This is a genomic window from Bosea beijingensis (assembly GCF_030758975.1).
Lineage (GTDB): Bacteria > Pseudomonadota > Alphaproteobacteria > Rhizobiales > Beijerinckiaceae > Allobosea > Allobosea beijingensis.
The window spans coordinates 5,099,953-5,114,501 of sequence record NZ_CP132359.1 but is presented as its reverse complement, the minus strand read 5'-3'; the positions used below and the strand labels follow the sequence as shown (position 1 = coordinate 5,114,501).

At 61.5% G+C, this 14,549-nt stretch carries 17 protein-coding genes, 1 tRNA gene and 1 pseudogene; 14 read left to right on the top strand and 5 right to left on the bottom strand.

All coding sequences use genetic code 11. From position 1 onward, the window contains the following. Positions 1–27 precede the first annotated feature (27 nt). Positions 28–102, top strand: a tRNA-Gln gene (locus Q9235_RS24540). Between the two features lie 356 nt (positions 103–458). Here the strand turns inward: Q9235_RS24540 and Q9235_RS24535 are convergent. Continuing rightward, positions 459–1,343 (bottom strand): LysR substrate-binding domain-containing protein, encoded by an 885-nt coding sequence (locus Q9235_RS24535; RefSeq protein ID WP_306224370.1) that lies wholly within the window; start codon positions 1,341–1,343, stop codon positions 459–461. A gap of 98 nt (positions 1,344–1,441) precedes the next feature. On the opposite strand from Q9235_RS24535, the gene Q9235_RS24530 reads away from it, so the two are divergent. The 11 genes and pseudogenes from Q9235_RS24530 to Q9235_RS24480 all read left to right on the top strand — a co-directional run bounded on the left by Q9235_RS24530 (position 1,442) and on the right by Q9235_RS24480 (position 11,243). Next, the gene (locus tag Q9235_RS24530; protein ID WP_306224369.1) at positions 1,442–2,623 is read left to right on the top strand and encodes a trans-sulfuration enzyme family protein; all 1,182 of its coding nucleotides are present in this window, start codon (positions 1,442–1,444) and stop codon (positions 2,621–2,623) included. 28 nt (positions 2,624–2,651) lie between these two features. Further along, a complete protein-coding gene (locus tag Q9235_RS24525; protein ID WP_306224368.1) occupies positions 2,652–3,689 on the top strand; it encodes an amino acid ABC transporter substrate-binding protein in 1,038 nt (345 codons plus the stop codon). 58 nt (positions 3,690–3,747) lie between these two features. Further along, the gene (locus tag Q9235_RS24520) at positions 3,748–4,887 is read left to right on the top strand and encodes an amino acid ABC transporter permease (RefSeq protein WP_306224367.1); all 1,140 of its coding nucleotides are present in this window, start codon (positions 3,748–3,750) and stop codon (positions 4,885–4,887) included. After that, on the top strand, positions 4,884–5,999 hold the full coding sequence (locus Q9235_RS24515; RefSeq protein ID WP_306224366.1) for an amino acid ABC transporter permease: 1,116 nt from the start codon (positions 4,884–4,886) through the stop codon (positions 5,997–5,999). Before Q9235_RS24520 ends, Q9235_RS24515 begins: the two co-directional genes overlap by 4 nt. Positions 6,000–6,032: 33 nt before the next feature. Beyond that, positions 6,033–6,194: pseudogene (locus Q9235_RS24510) on the top strand (amino acid ABC transporter ATP-binding protein); the annotation flags it as partial. Positions 6,195–6,206: 12 nt separating this feature from the next. Continuing rightward, positions 6,207–6,968: a hypothetical protein gene (locus Q9235_RS24505; protein WP_306224365.1), complete on the top strand. Its 762-nt coding sequence runs from the start codon at positions 6,207–6,209 to the stop codon at positions 6,966–6,968. A 1,382-nt stretch (positions 6,969–8,350) separates the two neighbouring features. After that, entirely contained in the window at positions 8,351–8,770 is a 420-nt protein-coding gene (locus Q9235_RS24500; RefSeq protein ID WP_306224364.1) for a hypothetical protein, read from the top strand. Further along, positions 8,767–9,300 (top strand): hypothetical protein, encoded by a 534-nt coding sequence (locus Q9235_RS24495; RefSeq protein WP_306224363.1) that lies wholly within the window; start codon positions 8,767–8,769, stop codon positions 9,298–9,300. Before Q9235_RS24500 ends, Q9235_RS24495 begins: the two co-directional genes overlap by 4 nt. 11 nt (positions 9,301–9,311) lie before the next feature. Continuing rightward, entirely contained in the window at positions 9,312–10,214 is a 903-nt protein-coding gene (locus Q9235_RS24490) for a P-loop NTPase family protein (protein WP_306224362.1), read from the top strand. Continuing rightward, a complete protein-coding gene (locus Q9235_RS24485) occupies positions 10,214–10,819 on the top strand; it encodes a hypothetical protein (RefSeq protein WP_306224361.1) in 606 nt (201 codons plus the stop codon). Before Q9235_RS24490 ends, Q9235_RS24485 begins: the two co-directional genes overlap by 1 nt. Before the next feature lies 1 nt (position 10,820). Continuing rightward, positions 10,821–11,243 (top strand): hypothetical protein, encoded by a 423-nt coding sequence (locus tag Q9235_RS24480; protein ID WP_055727127.1) that lies wholly within the window; start codon positions 10,821–10,823, stop codon positions 11,241–11,243. A gap of 97 nt (positions 11,244–11,340) precedes the next feature. On the opposite strand, the gene Q9235_RS24475 is transcribed toward Q9235_RS24480, so the two are convergent. Continuing rightward, entirely contained in the window at positions 11,341–11,484 is a 144-nt protein-coding gene (locus Q9235_RS24475) for a hypothetical protein (protein WP_248308747.1), read from the bottom strand. A 7-nt stretch (positions 11,485–11,491) separates the two neighbouring features. Here Q9235_RS24475 and Q9235_RS24470 point away from each other — a divergent pair, with 7 nt between their 5' ends. Beyond that, positions 11,492–11,770 (top strand): enoyl-CoA hydratase/isomerase family protein, encoded by a 279-nt coding sequence (locus Q9235_RS24470; RefSeq protein ID WP_248308748.1) that lies wholly within the window; start codon positions 11,492–11,494, stop codon positions 11,768–11,770. Next, positions 11,730–12,086, top strand: coding sequence for an enoyl-CoA hydratase/isomerase family protein (locus Q9235_RS24465; RefSeq protein ID WP_055727128.1), 357 nt, complete (start codon positions 11,730–11,732; stop codon positions 12,084–12,086). The genes Q9235_RS24470 and Q9235_RS24465 overlap by 41 nt, the downstream gene beginning before the upstream one ends. Before the next feature lie 160 nt (positions 12,087–12,246). Here the strand turns inward: Q9235_RS24465 and Q9235_RS24460 are convergent, their stop codons facing one another. From Q9235_RS24460 to Q9235_RS24450, 3 genes are read right to left on the bottom strand one after another with little or no spacing between them, the layout of a single operon-like run. Further along, on the bottom strand, positions 12,247–12,984 hold the full coding sequence (locus Q9235_RS24460; RefSeq protein ID WP_055727129.1) for an ABC transporter permease: 738 nt from the start codon (positions 12,982–12,984) through the stop codon (positions 12,247–12,249). Beyond that, entirely contained in the window at positions 12,984–13,706 is a 723-nt protein-coding gene (locus Q9235_RS24455; RefSeq protein WP_197282408.1) for an ABC transporter permease, read from the bottom strand. Before Q9235_RS24455 ends, Q9235_RS24460 begins: the two co-directional genes overlap by 1 nt. Positions 13,707–13,737: 31 nt before the next feature. Beyond that, positions 13,738–14,547 (bottom strand): ABC transporter ATP-binding protein, encoded by an 810-nt coding sequence (locus tag Q9235_RS24450; RefSeq protein WP_197282409.1) that lies wholly within the window; start codon positions 14,545–14,547, stop codon positions 13,738–13,740. Positions 14,548–14,549: the final 2 nt, after the last annotated feature.

The window sequence follows — 14,549 nt, the reverse complement described above, 5'->3', positions numbered from 1 at the left end:
CGCCCCGTTCTAGAAGGCGCCGCAGATTGGGGCGTCGCCAAGCGGTAAGGCAGCGGTTTTTGGTACCGCCATGCGGAGGTTCGAATCCTCCCGCCCCAGCCAAAACACGCATATTGTCAGGTATTTGGCTGATTATAAGCTGCTCTCGGCTACTCTGAGAAACACTGAGAAGCAGCGCTTTTTTCCATGGATTTCCCACACGATTCTTGGTGGCAAATGGATTGATCGGGCCAAATTCGGCACGGCTCATTCTTCCATCGACGGCGGCTTATAGTTTCGGCGAGCGTTTTTCTGGGCGGCTGCCAAACTTTTCTGGGTTTCCGGTTCTCCCAAACGCGTTGGGCGGATTTCCGCAGAAGGCTCGGAAGAGACCGAGGGCTCGGCCGCAGCGAAAAGCCTCTCCCTTGTCGATCCGAGTTGAGAGAGTCGGCAGTCTTGGCCCCAAGGCCTGTGCCGGATCACTCTGCCGTTCGAGCGCGCATCAGCTCCGCGACGAACGATTTCACCAACCTCGTCTTCTGCGAGTCAGGCCTGAAGAGAAGGATGCTCTTGAAATAGACTGCAGGCTCGAATGGGCGAAACACCAGCCCTCGGGTCGCAAACCCTTCCGCCGCGGCTGGGTTGGTTATCCCGATACCGACGCCGCTGAGAGCCAAAGCACACAGAGTTCCCGAGCTAGGCGTTTCGGCGATAATCTTCGGCACAACTCCCTCAGCCTGAAGAATTGCATCGAGGCGGCGACGAGCGCGATCCTCCGGTGCGAGTGCAATGAAGCGGACGCCGTCCAGGTCCTTGGGGCCGATCACCGATTTGCTTGCCAGAGCGTGCCCCGGCGGCAAGGCACAAACGGCTCGAACGCTCGCGAAAGCCTGGTGTTCGAGACCAGTCAGGTCGACTTCATCAGCCGCCAGCCCGATGTCGAAACCTCCGGTGCTGACCAGTTCCCTCACAACCGAGGATGCATGGATCTGCAGGTTGACGGCGATCTCGGGCTGCTTCTGGTGGAACTTGTGTATCGCGCGGGGGACCAGCGTTGCGCCCAGCGCGGCAAGGCTCGCAATTCTGAGCGAGCCAGCTCCAAAGTCCCTGATGCGAGCCGCTTCCGCCCGGATGCGATCGAGGCCAACGAAGCTCTTCTCAACCTCATTGAGCAGCATTTGAGCTTCGGGCGTGGGCACAAGCCGGCCCTTGATCCTCTCGAACAGAACGAACCCTACGCCCTTTTCCAGCTCGGCTATCGTTCTGCTCACCGCGGGCTGGGTTATGTCGAGCAATTCAGCCGCTCTGGATGCCGAGCCCCCCAACATCACTGCCCGGAAGGTTTCCAACTGCCGATAGTTCACGACCGGAATCCTATCAGGTTAAGGCATAGAACTATGTTCTGAGGTCAGTTGTTTTCATACGTTGGTCGCCTACGGTTTGTCCAACTTTGAGGACACCCATGCACGACCTGACGCTCTGTGTTCACCACCCGGCCGTTTCCCACGAGGGTTTTGCCAGCCTGGCAGTGCCAACGCATCGCGCATCTACGATCGTCTATGAGGACGCGGAGTCCTTTGCTCGTAGAAAGCAGCGTGGCCCCGACGGCTACAGCTATGGTTTGCAGGGAACCCCTACGACCCGAACCCTGGAAGCTCAGATCACCGCTCTGCATGGCGGCGCGCGAACCGTTCTGGCGCCATCAGGGCAAGGCGCCGTGGCGTTGGTCATGCTGGCTGTTCTCGTGCCGGGTGACCGTGTGCTCATTCCGGATACGGTCTACCCGCCTGTCCGCGATTTCTGCATCAACTACCTCGTCCCGCGAGGCATCACGTTCACTGCATACGATCCGCTCATCGGAGATGGCATCGCCTCGGTCATTGACGATCAAACTCGGCTGGTCTGGGTCGAGTCGCCTGGCTCGGGAACGATGGAAGTGCAGGACCTCGCTGCGATCAGCCGGGTGGCGAAGGCCCGTGGAATTCTGGTCGGTTGCGACAACACCTGGGCAAGCCCGCTTCTGTTTAAGCCGCTGGCCCACGGCGCGGACTTCGTGGTCGAAGCGCTCACCAAATACGTAGGCGGACATTCCGATCTCCTTCTCGGGTCCGTCACTGTCTCCGACCTCGGACTACGCCTGAAACTGAAGGACACTCTGCGGCTTCTTGGGATTGGCGTTTCACCCGACGAGGTCTCTCTCGCGCTGCGTGGAATCGAGACGATGGGCCTGCGCATCGCCCACACGGGCCGTATCGCCGAGGAGTTCGCTCGCCGGCTCAGCAATCGCTCCTCAGTCGAGCGCGTGCTCCACCCCGCGTTACCCTCATGTCCCGGGCACGAGGTATTCAAGCGCGATTTCAAGGGTGGCAGCGCCGTGTTCAGCATCGTTTTGAACCCTGGTGCCGAGCGTCGCCTCGACGCCGGGCTGAGCGCTCTGAAGGTTTTCGCACTCGGCGCCTCATGGGGCGGAACGCGCAGCCTCATCGCGCCGATGGCGATCAAGGAAGGCCGCACCGCCACCGTTTGGGCAAGCGAGGGGACGGTCCTTCGCATCAGTATCGGCCTTGAGGATCCGGACGAGCTTTGGAGCGACCTGGAGAGACTTCTAGATGCGCTTCAACGGCCCGACGCGAAAGTAGCCTGAACACCAACCACCAAAAAAGGGGAAGAACATGAAAATTTGGCACAATGCTCGGAACTGGGCAGCCTATGCGGTCGCGGCTGGCTCGCTAACTGCAATCGCAACCGCGGCCCATGCTCAGCAGACCGTCGAGCAGATCAAGCAGCGAGGCTATGTGATCTGCGGAGCGAGCCAAGGGAATGTGGGGTTCTCTGCGCCGGACCAGAGTGGTGCGTGGAAGGGTCTCGACGTCGACACGTGCCGTGCCATTGCGGTCGCGATTTTCGGCGACAAGGAGAAGGCGCGTTTCGTGCCCCTGTCCGGGCCCCAGCGTCTCACTGCCCTGCAGACTGGCGAGATCGACGTGCTGCCGCGCACGACGACGTGGACGCTGCGGCGGGACGCGAACGGCCTCAACTTCTCCTTCCCCAACTACTACGAGTACGACGCGTTCTTGATCCCGAAGAAGCTCGGCGTCACCGAGACGAAGCAGATGAAGGGCGCATCCGTGTGTCTCCAGACGGGCTCGACCACCGAGGTCACCGTTGCGGACCTGTCTCGGGAGTATAAACTCGATCTCAAGCCAATTCTCTTCGACAACGTCCCTGCCACCCGACAGGCCTTCTTCGGCGGGCGTTGCGATGCCCTGATCTCCGATGCCTCGGCGCTCGCGACAGCCCGGGCGACGCAAACCAAAAATCCGGATGATTACGTCATCGTTCCGGCCAGCGGGCATTACGAGGCATTGGCGCCGTCCGTGAGGCATGGCGACGATCGCTTCTACGACATCGTCAAGTGGTCATTTCAGGTCCTGATCGCGGCAGAGGATCTCGGAGTTACTCAGGCCAATGTCGATGAACAGCTCAAGTCGAGCGATCCCAGGGTCCAGCGCTTTCTGGGCGTCGAGCCGGGGAACGGACAGGCGCTCGGGCTGGATGAGAAATGGGCCTACAATATCGTCAAGCAGCTCGGAAACTACGGCGAGATCTTCGACAAGCACATCGGCCAGAACAGCCCGATCAAGCTCGACCGCGGACCGAACAAGCTCCACAAGGACGGCGGGCTGATGTTCCCGCTCGTGTTCAACTAGTCCACCGGGACAGCGGGAGAGGCCCGGCCGCCTCTCCCGACGAGCGCGAGGGCGCGTCATGCTTCGTTTTTGGTTCGATCGTCGCGTTCGTTCTGCCGTCTGGCAGACGGCAATCCTTGCGGCTTTTCTGGCGGCGGTCGCCTGGCTGACCGCAAACACGCTCGACAATCTGGCGCGGCGAGGAATCCAGACTGGCTTCGGCTTCCTGACGAGGCCCGCACGCTTCCCGATTTCGGAAGGCTTTCTCGCCTATGAGCCAACGCAGACATATCTGCGGGCATTCGCGGTCGGCCTTCTGAACACGGTCTATGTGTCTGTGCTCGCGATCGCCGCTGCAATGGTGATCGGCTTCTTTATCGGGCTCGCCCGGCGCTCGCTGAACCCGCTCGTTCGCGGCGTTGCCGCCAGCTTCGTCGAAGCGATGCGAAACACGCCCCTCGTGGTTCAATTGCTGTTTTGGTACGCCGTCCTCACGATCGGCCTGCCATCGCCTCGCGCGGCGTTGGAGCCTGCTCCGGGGTTGTTTCTTTCGCTGCGGGGGCTGTTCTTTCCCTGGCCCGTCTTGAACGGGTGGGAAATCCCGGGCTGGATCGCGCTCGCCGCGGCCGCTCTCTCGGTCGGTGCGGCCTGGTTTCGTCGGACCGCTGCTCGGGTGCAGATTCCGCCTCCACGCGTGATTGCCGTCGGAGGGTTGGGACTTGCTGCGGCTTCGGCCTGGGCGGTTGGCGCAACCGTGAGTTTCGATCGGCCCGCGTTGCAGGGCTTCAACTTCACTGGCGGTGCGACACTGACCCCAGAGTTCATGGCGTTGATGCTGGGTCTCGTGCTCTACACCTCCGCCTTCATCGCCGAGATCGTCCGGAGCGGCATCGACGCAGTTCCGAAAGGACAGTGGGAGGCCGCGCGATCGCTGGGCTTGCGGGAGCCGCGGATTCTTTGGCTGGTCATTCTGCCTCAGGCGGTGAGGTTGATGGTACCGCCGATGACAAGTCAGTTCCTGAATGTCGTGAAAAACACGACCCTAGCGCTGGCCGTAGGCTATCCCGACTTTGCTTCCGTCATGGCCACGACGATCAATCAGACGGGCCAGGCGATCGAAGGCGTGCTGATCCTCATGGCAGTCTATCTGGTGGTTAGCCTGTCGGTATCGACACTGATGAACGGCTACAACAAGCGCATCATGCTGGTGACGCGATGACGGTTGCGGATTTTTCCTTGGAATCGACCTCTCCGACGCGCATGAACCAAAAGTCGGCCAGGCCTCCGGAACGGCGCGTGTCGCCTCTGTCGGTGCTGTTCGGCAACTTCGGCAGTGCGGCGCTGACGATCGCCCTCGGTGCGGCTTTGATCCTCGCGCTGCCGCGCATCATCCAATGGGGCGTGATCGACAGCGTCTGGAGCGCAAACGACGGCGCAGCTTGCCGTGAAGCGACCGGAGCCTGCTGGGCGTTCCTGCGCGCCAAGTTCCGGCAGATCACCTTTGGAATCTATCCCCCCGAGCAGCAATGGCGGCCGCTTCTGGCGATGATCCTGGTGTTCGCGTGCATCCTCTGGAGCCTGCCGCCTCGCAACTGGGGACGAAACTTGCTCGTGATCTGGGGGACGGCCATCGCGGCGTTCCTCATACTGATGCAAGGGGGACTGTTCGGTCTCGTGCCGGTGCCCAGCGCTTACTGGGGCGGTTTGCCGGTGACACTGATCCTGGCAGTTTCCGCGCTCGGTATCGGCTTCCCGCTCGGGGTCTTGCTCGCGCTCGGACGACGCTCCGCGATGGCCGTTCCCCGCATCCTTTCGACGGGCCTAATCGAGGTCATCCGCGGACTGCCACTGGTCAGCCTGCTCTTCATGTCGTCGATCATGCTTCCAATCATGCTCCCCGACGGGATGGCGATCGACAAGCTCGCCCGGGCTGGCGTGGCGCTCACCATTTTCTCTGCGGCCTATCTCGCGGAGATCGTGCGCGGCGGCTTGCAGGCAGTGCCTTCCGGGCAGGAGGAGGCGTCCCGAGCGCTCGGTCTGAGCTGGGGGCAGGCGATCCGCCTGGTCGTGCTGCCCCAAGCCCTTCAAAAGGTGATTCCGCCCCTCACGAACACGATCATCGTGATGGTCAAGAATACTGCCCTGGTCCTCGTGGTGGGGTTGTTCGATTTGCTCAGCTCCGGGAAAGCAGCGCTCACCGATCCGGCCTGGCCAAGCCCCTTCACGGAAACCTACCTCTTCATCGCCGCCATCTACTTCGTGATCTGCTTCGGAATTTCGCGATACAGCGCCTTTCTGGAGCGGCGGGCGGGCGTTGGAAACGTGCGCTGACAAGCGACCCGAGCATCGTCTGGGAGAGTCTTCATGAACGTGAGCGTGAACAGGCCCGTGCCGACCAATCAGGACGCGGTTGGGATGGTCGGCGTCAACAAGTGGTACGGCGAGTTCCACGTGCTGCGCGACATCAACCTCAAGGTCGGCCGTGGCGAGAAGCTGGTCATCTGCGGCCCGTCCGGCTCGGGCAAATGACAGGCCCGGTTGAGCTGGCGCGTCGTGATCGGCTGGCGCGCCGCCGCGCGCGGCGCCAAACCCGTTCTGCCGCTCCCCGCCGCACCTGGAGCGGTCTCCGTCGAGGGTATCTCCTTCAAGGCGCGCGCAATGCCGCCCCTCGACATCAAGCCGCCCAAGCCGGACCAGCACCCGATCTGGACGAGCTACGACGAGGTCGTCGACCAGACCTTCCACACCGGCTTCCAGAAGTTCATGGCCGGCGTCTTCAAACGATACGGTCAGTTCATCCTCGACAACGCCGACCCCAACGTGCCTGGGCGCACGCCCCTCGAGCTCGCCGAGAAGCTGACCCAGGCCGTCAAGCAGAACCCTGCCAAGGCCGAGGAGCTCATCATGGCCCACGATGCGGAGCGACGCAGCCGCGAGGCCGCGCTGAAGTCACCCGTCATCTGCGCCGACACGCCAGCCGACCGAGCCGCTAGGCCGAAGAACCATTCTGCCATCCCCAAGCGCCGGACGTCCCGGGCTACGCCCGACGACACCGAGCCGCTCCAGCACGGGACCTCCCCACTCGAGCGCCCGGGACTGACGCCAGTAGAGCAGCCCGCGCCGCAGCGCGAGGACGCACGGAAGGTTGCGCCGCCGGAACTGCCCGCGCAAGAGCCCTCTTCCGGCAACAGCGAGGAAGTGCCGAAGCCGAAACGTAAGAAGCGCACTAAGCGGGAAGAGCGGCAGCGCGGAATTCTTGCGCTGAGAAATCGTGGTCGCGCCCGCGATTTTGAAAGATAGACCGCAAGCAGCGCTGGCTACGTCTCTGGTAAAGCACCTAGGTCCAGACCGGCTCAGGCACGATAGGGAAAGTCTGAGGATAGGGCGGCGTCGTCCAACGCACCAGGGCGGCCCATACTTCTGTCAGACCACGTCAAGCCGCTTCACGGGCTGATCTTGTGCAAGTCGGACCATGTTCGCTGGGACGGAGGGATGACAGGCCTCATCGCAGGCGAACTCAACCAAGGGCTTTTGACCCTGGTTTTTCCCTGCTTCCCGAACAACCCGCAGCCGCCCGAAGGGGCGGCGCGATCCAGGGAAATGGAGCGCGCGGGTCGAGGCCGAACAGGCCGGGTTCGACAGCCTGACCGAGGCCGTCCAGTGCGCGGCAGAGTCTGTCGGGCGTCCTCTCGGAGAGCACACGGAGCGCTCAGCGCGACAATCGAAATCACTGCTCACGAGGGCGAAGCCGAGTTTGCAGTGATTTTGTATATCGTGCCATTTTTGCTGGGGTTTGCTTTCTGCGAAATGAGCCCTGGGGGCTGCATTCTCGCCCCTATCTGACGGTTCCTCCGGCCTGCGGTGGTGCCGGCGCGCTCGATTTCCAGCGCGTGGAGCGGTTGAAGTGGAGCCTCTTTTAATTGCACCCTCGCTAAGCCGGGGGTGCAAGGCCTCCCACGGGGGTGCAATGACAACGCACGATCGCCAGATCGCAGGGGCTATCGCGTTCTGAGGCCCTTGCGCTGAACGAAGAGCGCTGCCCGGGCCCAGCATAGGGGTGCAGTCGCGACCCGCGGGATCGCGCTGAATCAGGGGTTGCGCTCCTGGGAGCGCCGACCCGACACGTGGTGCTGCGGGAGCGTGGGGCTAGTCAGCGCCGCGCCGTCGGACGGCATGGCGCTTACGGCGCGGACCTTAGACAGCTGCAGCCGGAAGTCGCGGATCATTCCGCGCGAACGGAGCGCATTGATGTTGGTCTACAGGAATCGATCGGCTCGCCGAATATCCGCGGCACAGCGCACGAGTTGAGAAATTGAGTGCGCGACGAGCAACGCGAATCACAAAAACACGACCCAGAGACATGAACTCAAATCAATCCACGAAGCCGAAAAGAATTGGCGATTTTTTTTGGACTTAAATCCTTGATGCAGCAGTCAACATCTGCATCCGATTCGGTAAATGTGAAAATGTGGAACACATTCAAAACTTTCGTTGACGAATAACGCATCCACACCCACGTTAATTCTCGAACAATATCTGATCGAACAGAGCAACTCATGCGAAAGCTTAGCCATAAAGGCTCAAGCGCAAGGAGAGCTCTTTGCCTGGAACTCACGATGGTTACTCGACACGAAAGGCTACTGAACGAGCAGAGGGCTCTGCACCAGGGCATTTGCAAGCTCATGCTCAAGAGCAATTCCTATGTCGACATGCTCGCGTTGCTCCCAACGCTGGCAGGGATGCGCGAGGACGCACTTCAGACTGGGTATTACATCAAGACAAACGCGCATCATGAGCCGCTCTTCGACGGCTCCCTCACGCGTGATCTGGTCGCGGCGCTCGTCGATGCGCAGCTGTCCGTTCTGAGAGGACCAATCGGGCACCGCACGGCCGAAGCCGTCATTGCGTCCATTTGCACAACGATGGGCAAACACCATCTGGCGCCACGTGAACGCTCTCGGGCATCGGCCCGCCGCGATGTTGCCAGATCGGAGATCTGTCTCGCCAGCGCGGAAGCGCTGTCGCTGGTGCTCAACAAGGTCGTGGCACAGCGCATTTCCAAGCGTCGTCGTCAGGCGCGCCAGCAGGGTCGGCGCAAATGACAAAGAAGAGCCTGTTCAACCTCCTCAAGGCCTGGAACCAGCCGCTGGTACTAGGTGAAGCCTCCGACGGGCCTCTTGCATTCGGAGCGCGCCAGGGGACCAAAGCGAGCGGAGGACAACACCGCCGGACTGACGAAGGCGATCGTCTGGCGCTAGCCGCCCAGACCGGCGCGGTCAGCATCTTGGCACCGATTCTGCCGGAAGGAGCGCTGAGCAGGCGCTTTTCGATAACTGAAGCCAGGAAATTCGCTGACGAGATTGGGACGACGATCTTTCATCTCCTCGCTGAGGGAGCGCAGATCGAAGATTTACTGAGTTCAGAGCTCGATCTCTACGTCAATGACCGCATCTCCGCATTCCTGAAATCACACAAGGGCCTAGCGCCCGTATTGACACGGCCCGGGCCGAATGACGGCGCAGCCGCCCGCGCTCCGCCGAAAAGCCTGGAATCGAACACCGCAATATTCGACCGCCTCGACGCTCTCGAGAAGACAGGCGGCGGCGAAGAGTCTCCCTTCTTCCCAATCTAGAGGAACAAAACATGGATAATCGTAAGCATCCACGTAACGGTATCAAACAGCCCGAGGTCGAAACCGTGAAGATTTCCGGCGACGACGCGGTGACATCTGACGCCTTTGCAAAATTCGATAGTGTCATGGCATTGCAAGTGCAGGCTCCGCCCAGCATCTCCGAGGGCGACGGGCACTTCAATCGTTGGGCGGTTCATTCGCCCGAGCGGCTCATGATCATGGTAACCGGCGTCAAGGGAGGGCCGGGCAAGTCGACGATGACGATGAGCCTCGTCGATGTGCTGCTTTCCTATGGCATCCGATTTCTGGTTTGCGACGCCGATCAAAAGACGAGGGACGTCGGGCCGGCCTGCAAAGACGAGCCGAACCTGCGTGTAATCGGTCTTAAGCTCGAGGCTCGCACCGGCATGCAGGGCCTTGTCACGATCATGAAGGAGACGCAGATCTCACCGGTCGTCGTCAACTTTCCGGCGGGTCTGACGAGCCCCTTCGACGAATATGGTCCGCCGCTCCGTCGCGCGCTCAAGGAGTTCGGGTATCAGCTGGTGATCCTCTACATGCTGTCGCCGCTTCATGATTCCGTGAACCAACTCGGCGTTCTGCTGGACCAGATGCCTGACGCGACTGTTCACGCCGTGCTAAATATCAAAGAGGGCCCGACAGAGCAGTTGAGTGACTTCGGATACTATCTGGGACATCCGGTGCGGAAACGTGTCGAAGCCCAAGGGCGCACGCTCCTGATGCCAGTCGGCCCTCGCGCTGCCATGAACCTGATGGAAAGTCAGAAACGCACCTATCGACGCATCGCCAACGACCCGTCGACCGACTTTTTCGACAAAACCCTGCTTGAGACGTTTCTCGACGACATGGCCACGCAACTTGAGCGTGTCTTCGAGTTCAGGAGGCCCATCTGATGCCTCCGATTAATACTGTCACGTTGATTCAGGCGCGACATCTCCTCGGCGAGATCGCTGACGCTCTTGCCCAGGAAGATCCCGCAAAGCAGCTTGAGAAGATCTCTCGAGTAGTCGGCATTCCGGCAAACCAGTCCATATTCGCATTGGTCGTGCTGATGCATACGATGTCACTGCGCCTGGAGGCGCAGCAGGTCGAATGCCGTGAAGTGTCAGCCCAACTCGCCATCGAGGCGGGGAAACTTCGCGAGCTGTCAGAGGGCATCCAGCAGAAGCAGAGTCTGAAGGCGCAGTTTCGCGCCTGGTGGCCTTTCCTACTTGGTGCACTCTCCTGCGGCTTCCTTGCAGGCGCCTTGTCGGCACTTCTGCTGATGCCGCGCCCGCCCGCGCTAAGCCCGGATCAGCAGACGATGGCCCGGGCGCTTCAGCTCATGTCCTCGAGTTCTGCACCGGCAATTCAAGCTCTCATCGACACTGGCGACATCAAGGCGATCGCTGATTGCTCGATGCCAGGATGGATCCGGATGGAGAAGAGCTGCTTGGCGTTCACTCGTCCTGGGCCGGACGGGGCGCAGGTCGCCAGTGGCTGGCGGATCCGGCATTAAGATGGCTTCTCTTCGCTACCTCCAGTTCGATCCCAGGCGCTGGCAGATCGACATCCCCGCGCTCTCTGCGCCGGCCAACCGCGAATTCTTGTTCAGCGAGGTCGCGCGCAAGGCGGGCCTCGATCCAACGCAGTCCGTAGCACTCGTCAGACTGTCGGTTTCCCCATCCCGCTGGCGACAGTCCCCGTTCAGCCACGGTCCCCTGCGGAGAGCTCTCGTCATCTTTCCGTTCTTGTGCTCTGTGAACGGCTGGTTCAAGGCACTCGGTTACGACGTCGTTGAGTTCGATCCGATCTCGAAAGGCTGGCTTCTGCCTGCGCACACCGACACGATGCTCGAGGGCTGGCTACAGTCACTTCTAGCGTCACACTTCGATCTCCTGCTGATCCAATATGGAAAGACCACAGCACTGGTTTTTCGTTAGGTCTCCAAGTTTGATCGCAACGCTTTCGCTGGCGTATGAAGCCGATCCAAATTCCCCTTTGACCAAAGGAGAGCTGCGAACGTCTCCCCGCAGGCCTTCAGGCTTTGGCGGCCATCGATTTGGCGAACCAGGGATGATTGTTCCAGAGCCCATGGCTTTTGGAGATCATGGCAGCGGCGTCGAGCAGATCGGGGATGAGCTGCTCCCGGACAGCGCCCTCTTCCCAGCGCGCCGTCGGCACCGATACGTTGAGCGCAGCGATCGGCCGCCCCGCGCGATCCCTAGCCGTAAGCGTCGGTCTGCTGGCTGCTGTCGCCGAGGTTTCTGCTGACGAGGCGCTATCAGCCGGCGTTCTGATTGGTGCGGGCAAGAAATTTGTCGCGGGCGCGGATCTGCGCGAGTTCTCGGCTCCGCTGGTTGAGCCGCAACTTCCCGAGGTCATTGCGGCTATTGAGACCTGTCCAAAGCCGATCGTCGCCGCGCTTCATGGCCGCGCGCGGTGGCTACGAGATCGCGCTCGCCTGTGACGGGCGTGTCGCGCTCGCCGACGCCGTGATCGGGTTGCCTGAGGGCACCTTCGGCATCATTCCGGGCGCCGGTGGGACGGTGCGCTTGCCACGTCTGACCGATGCCGCGACAGCGCTGGAGATCGCTTCTACATGTCGCCGGGTCACCGCCCCCGAGGCGGAAGCGCTCGGCATGATCGATCACGTCGTTGCAGATCTACGAAGCGGTGCGGCGGACGACACGCTGTCGCTGAAGAGCCACAAGCGCCGCCTGCGTGAGTTGCCATCACGACCGGTCGATGAGCCGCCTTCGAACGTGCTGCCGCTGTGGCAATGAAGCGCGGGCGCGGCCGGTCTTATGCCTTGACGCCTCCTGTCCGACTCTAATCGAGTTCTCCAAAGAACCAGCTTGAGGCAACGGCGGGAGATCATATCAATCGCGGACTTGTCCACGTCCACCCGATCTTGGCGAAGGGCCAACGTAGTCGGCGCTACGCCTATGCGACGCCGTGGCGAAGCCGCTTGTCAACGGCAAGTAATATCATGCTCGCGGCGATCGCGAATCCGACGATCAGCAGAGCGAGCGCCATGATCAGGCTTGTATCATGCAAGCCGATCGCCTGCATGAGCAGAAACCCGACGCCTCGCTGCGAAGCAAACATCTCGCCGAGCAGCGTCCCGATCAGCGTCAGCGAGAATCCGAGGCGGAGCCCGGTGAATATCTCCGGCCTGGCAGCGGGCAGGAGCACGCTCCAAGCACTTTGCCACCTCGTTAGCCGAAGCGCCCGGGACGTCCTCCCGAGAACTGGAGGCAGGTTTCGCAACGCCCCGAGTGTGAAGATCGCGATAGGCATGATGCCATGGATCGCGCCAAATGCGATTTTGGACGGCATCCCAATCCCGAATATCAGCAGCACGATCGGGTAGAGGGTGATCTTGGGAAGCGAGTAGAAAGACACGAGGAGAGGCTCGCCGACCTCCCCGGCGAGCCGGTTCATGCCGAGCCCGAAGCCTAGCCCCACACCGATGGCCGTCGCGATCACGAGTGCCAGGGCGAACGCGCGCGCTGTCTCGGCCAGATGCGTGCCAAATCCGTCGGAAACTACCAGCGCCCAGGCGTCTCGAACGGTCTCGAGCGGCGGGCGCAAGGCGAGATCCCCAATTGCCCAGAATGCGAGCTGCCACGCAGCGAGCAGTCCGAGAATAACGAAGAAACTATTCCTTAAACTCGTCATTAGGACCGGCTCCTGCGGCTCAACAGTCGCTTTTCCCAAGCGTAGAACAACGCGTTCACGGTCCCCGCAACGAGCAGCACGAACAGAATGAGCGGGTACATGATCTCGTTGTCGAAGTTGTTGTAAGCGAAGACGATCTCATGACCGATGCCGATACGCGACATGATGAACTCAGCACCGATTACGCCGATAAAAGAATACGAGACGGCGAGCTTGACGCCGGTCGCAAGGTACGGCCCGGCATGTGGCAGATAGATGCGGCGCGCGGCCTCGACGGGGCTCATGCCGTAGACGGCAGCGGTCTTCCGTAGGACCCGAGGTATCCGGTCCAGGGCGTTGATCGTGTTCACGATGACTGCCACGACCGCTAGCATAAAGCCGATAACGATTTGAGGTGCCTCGCCCACGCCGAAGATCGCGATCATCATCGGATAGAACGCGTAGATCGGCACTGCATAGTAGGCAGTGAAGAATGGGGACATGGCGTCGGCCAGGGAGCGCGACCGCTGGATGAGCACTCCGACCACAATGCCGACCAGGATGGCCGACGAGCAAGCGATCGCGATCTTCGCCAGCGTGTGTTCAATTGCGAGCTGGACGCGGCCGGATAGCAGCAGCTTCCAGAGGCCCGTGGCCATCTCACTCGGAGGCGGCGCGACGAAACGGGCAATGACACCGATGCGGGCGAGGACCTCCAGGACGACGATGACGGCGGCGATCAAACAGAGCCTCAGGGCTGTCGCTCGCTTCATCTCACCCGACCTTGTGAGAAAGAGCAGACATCGACTCGCTGCGCAGCCGCGTCCAAAGCCGCGCGGTGATCTCACCAAACCGCGGGTCCGAAACGACCCGGCTATCGCGGTCTCGACCCCATGGCGTCTCGACGATGTCGATGATCCGTCCCGGACGGGCGGACATCACTCCGACGCGATCTGCTAGCATCGCGGCCTCGTCCAGGGCGTGCGTGATGAGGAGTACTGTCGCCCCTGTCTCGCGCCACAGCTTGAGCAGCTCCTCACCCATGATAAGCCGCGTTTGCTGGTCAAGCGCGCCGAAAGGCTCGTCGAGCAGGATCAGGCGGGGCCGTTGCACAAGCGTCCTGGCAATGCAGACGCGTTGACGCATGCCGCCTGAGAGCTGGGCCGGATAGGCAGCTGCGAAGTCTTTGAGCCCCATGAACGCCAGAGTATCGTCGACCCTGCTCTTGATCACACTCTCGCCCAGGCCGGCGCGCCGGATGCCGAAGGCGACGTTGTCAGCGACGTTGAGCCACGCAAATGACGCGTCTTCCTGGAAGACAACTCCCACGCCTTCGGGGACGTCGCCGCCGTCCAAAGAACGGCCTTCGAAGGTCGCCGCGCCTTCGGTCGCCGGCGAGAGGCCGGCGACGATGTCGAACAAGGTGGACTTTCCGCAGCCTGACGGCCCGACGACCGCGAAGAACTCGCCTCTGCGCAGGTCGAGATCGATCGGCCCGAGCGCCTTGACCTGGTTTTTCGGATCGTCTCCGAAGACTCGTGTCACCCCTCTCAGGCCGACATGGACAGCAGCGTCGATGGCCATGG

What these genes read in the sequence shown, in the direction of transcription:
- Q9235_RS24530 (WP_306224369.1), top strand. Translation starts at nt 1,442, where the DNA reads ATGCACGACCTGACGCTCTGTGTTCACCACCCGGCCGTTTCCCACGAG.
- Q9235_RS24525 (WP_306224368.1), top strand. Translation starts at nt 2,652, where the DNA reads ATGAAAATTTGGCACAATGCTCGGAACTGGGCAGCCTATGCGGTCGCG.
- Q9235_RS24520 (WP_306224367.1), top strand. Translation starts at nt 3,748, where the DNA reads ATGCTTCGTTTTTGGTTCGATCGTCGCGTTCGTTCTGCCGTCTGGCAG.
- Q9235_RS24515 (WP_306224366.1), top strand. Translation starts at nt 4,884, where the DNA reads ATGACGGTTGCGGATTTTTCCTTGGAATCGACCTCTCCGACGCGCATG.
- Q9235_RS24500 (WP_306224364.1), top strand. Translation starts at nt 8,351, where the DNA reads ATGCTCAAGAGCAATTCCTATGTCGACATGCTCGCGTTGCTCCCAACG.
- Q9235_RS24495 (WP_306224363.1), top strand. Translation starts at nt 8,767, where the DNA reads ATGACAAAGAAGAGCCTGTTCAACCTCCTCAAGGCCTGGAACCAGCCG.
- Q9235_RS24490 (WP_306224362.1), top strand. Translation starts at nt 9,312, where the DNA reads ATGGATAATCGTAAGCATCCACGTAACGGTATCAAACAGCCCGAGGTC.
- Q9235_RS24485 (WP_306224361.1), top strand. Translation starts at nt 10,214, where the DNA reads ATGCCTCCGATTAATACTGTCACGTTGATTCAGGCGCGACATCTCCTC.
- Q9235_RS24480 (WP_055727127.1), top strand. Translation starts at nt 10,821, where the DNA reads ATGGCTTCTCTTCGCTACCTCCAGTTCGATCCCAGGCGCTGGCAGATC.
- Q9235_RS24465 (WP_055727128.1), top strand. Translation starts at nt 11,730, where the DNA reads ATGGCCGCGCGCGGTGGCTACGAGATCGCGCTCGCCTGTGACGGGCGT.
- Q9235_RS24460 (WP_055727129.1), bottom strand. Translation starts at nt 12,984, where the DNA reads ATGACGAGTTTAAGGAATAGTTTCTTCGTTATTCTCGGACTGCTCGCT.
- Q9235_RS24450 (WP_197282409.1), bottom strand. Translation starts at nt 14,547, where the DNA reads ATGGCCATCGACGCTGCTGTCCATGTCGGCCTGAGAGGGGTGACACGA.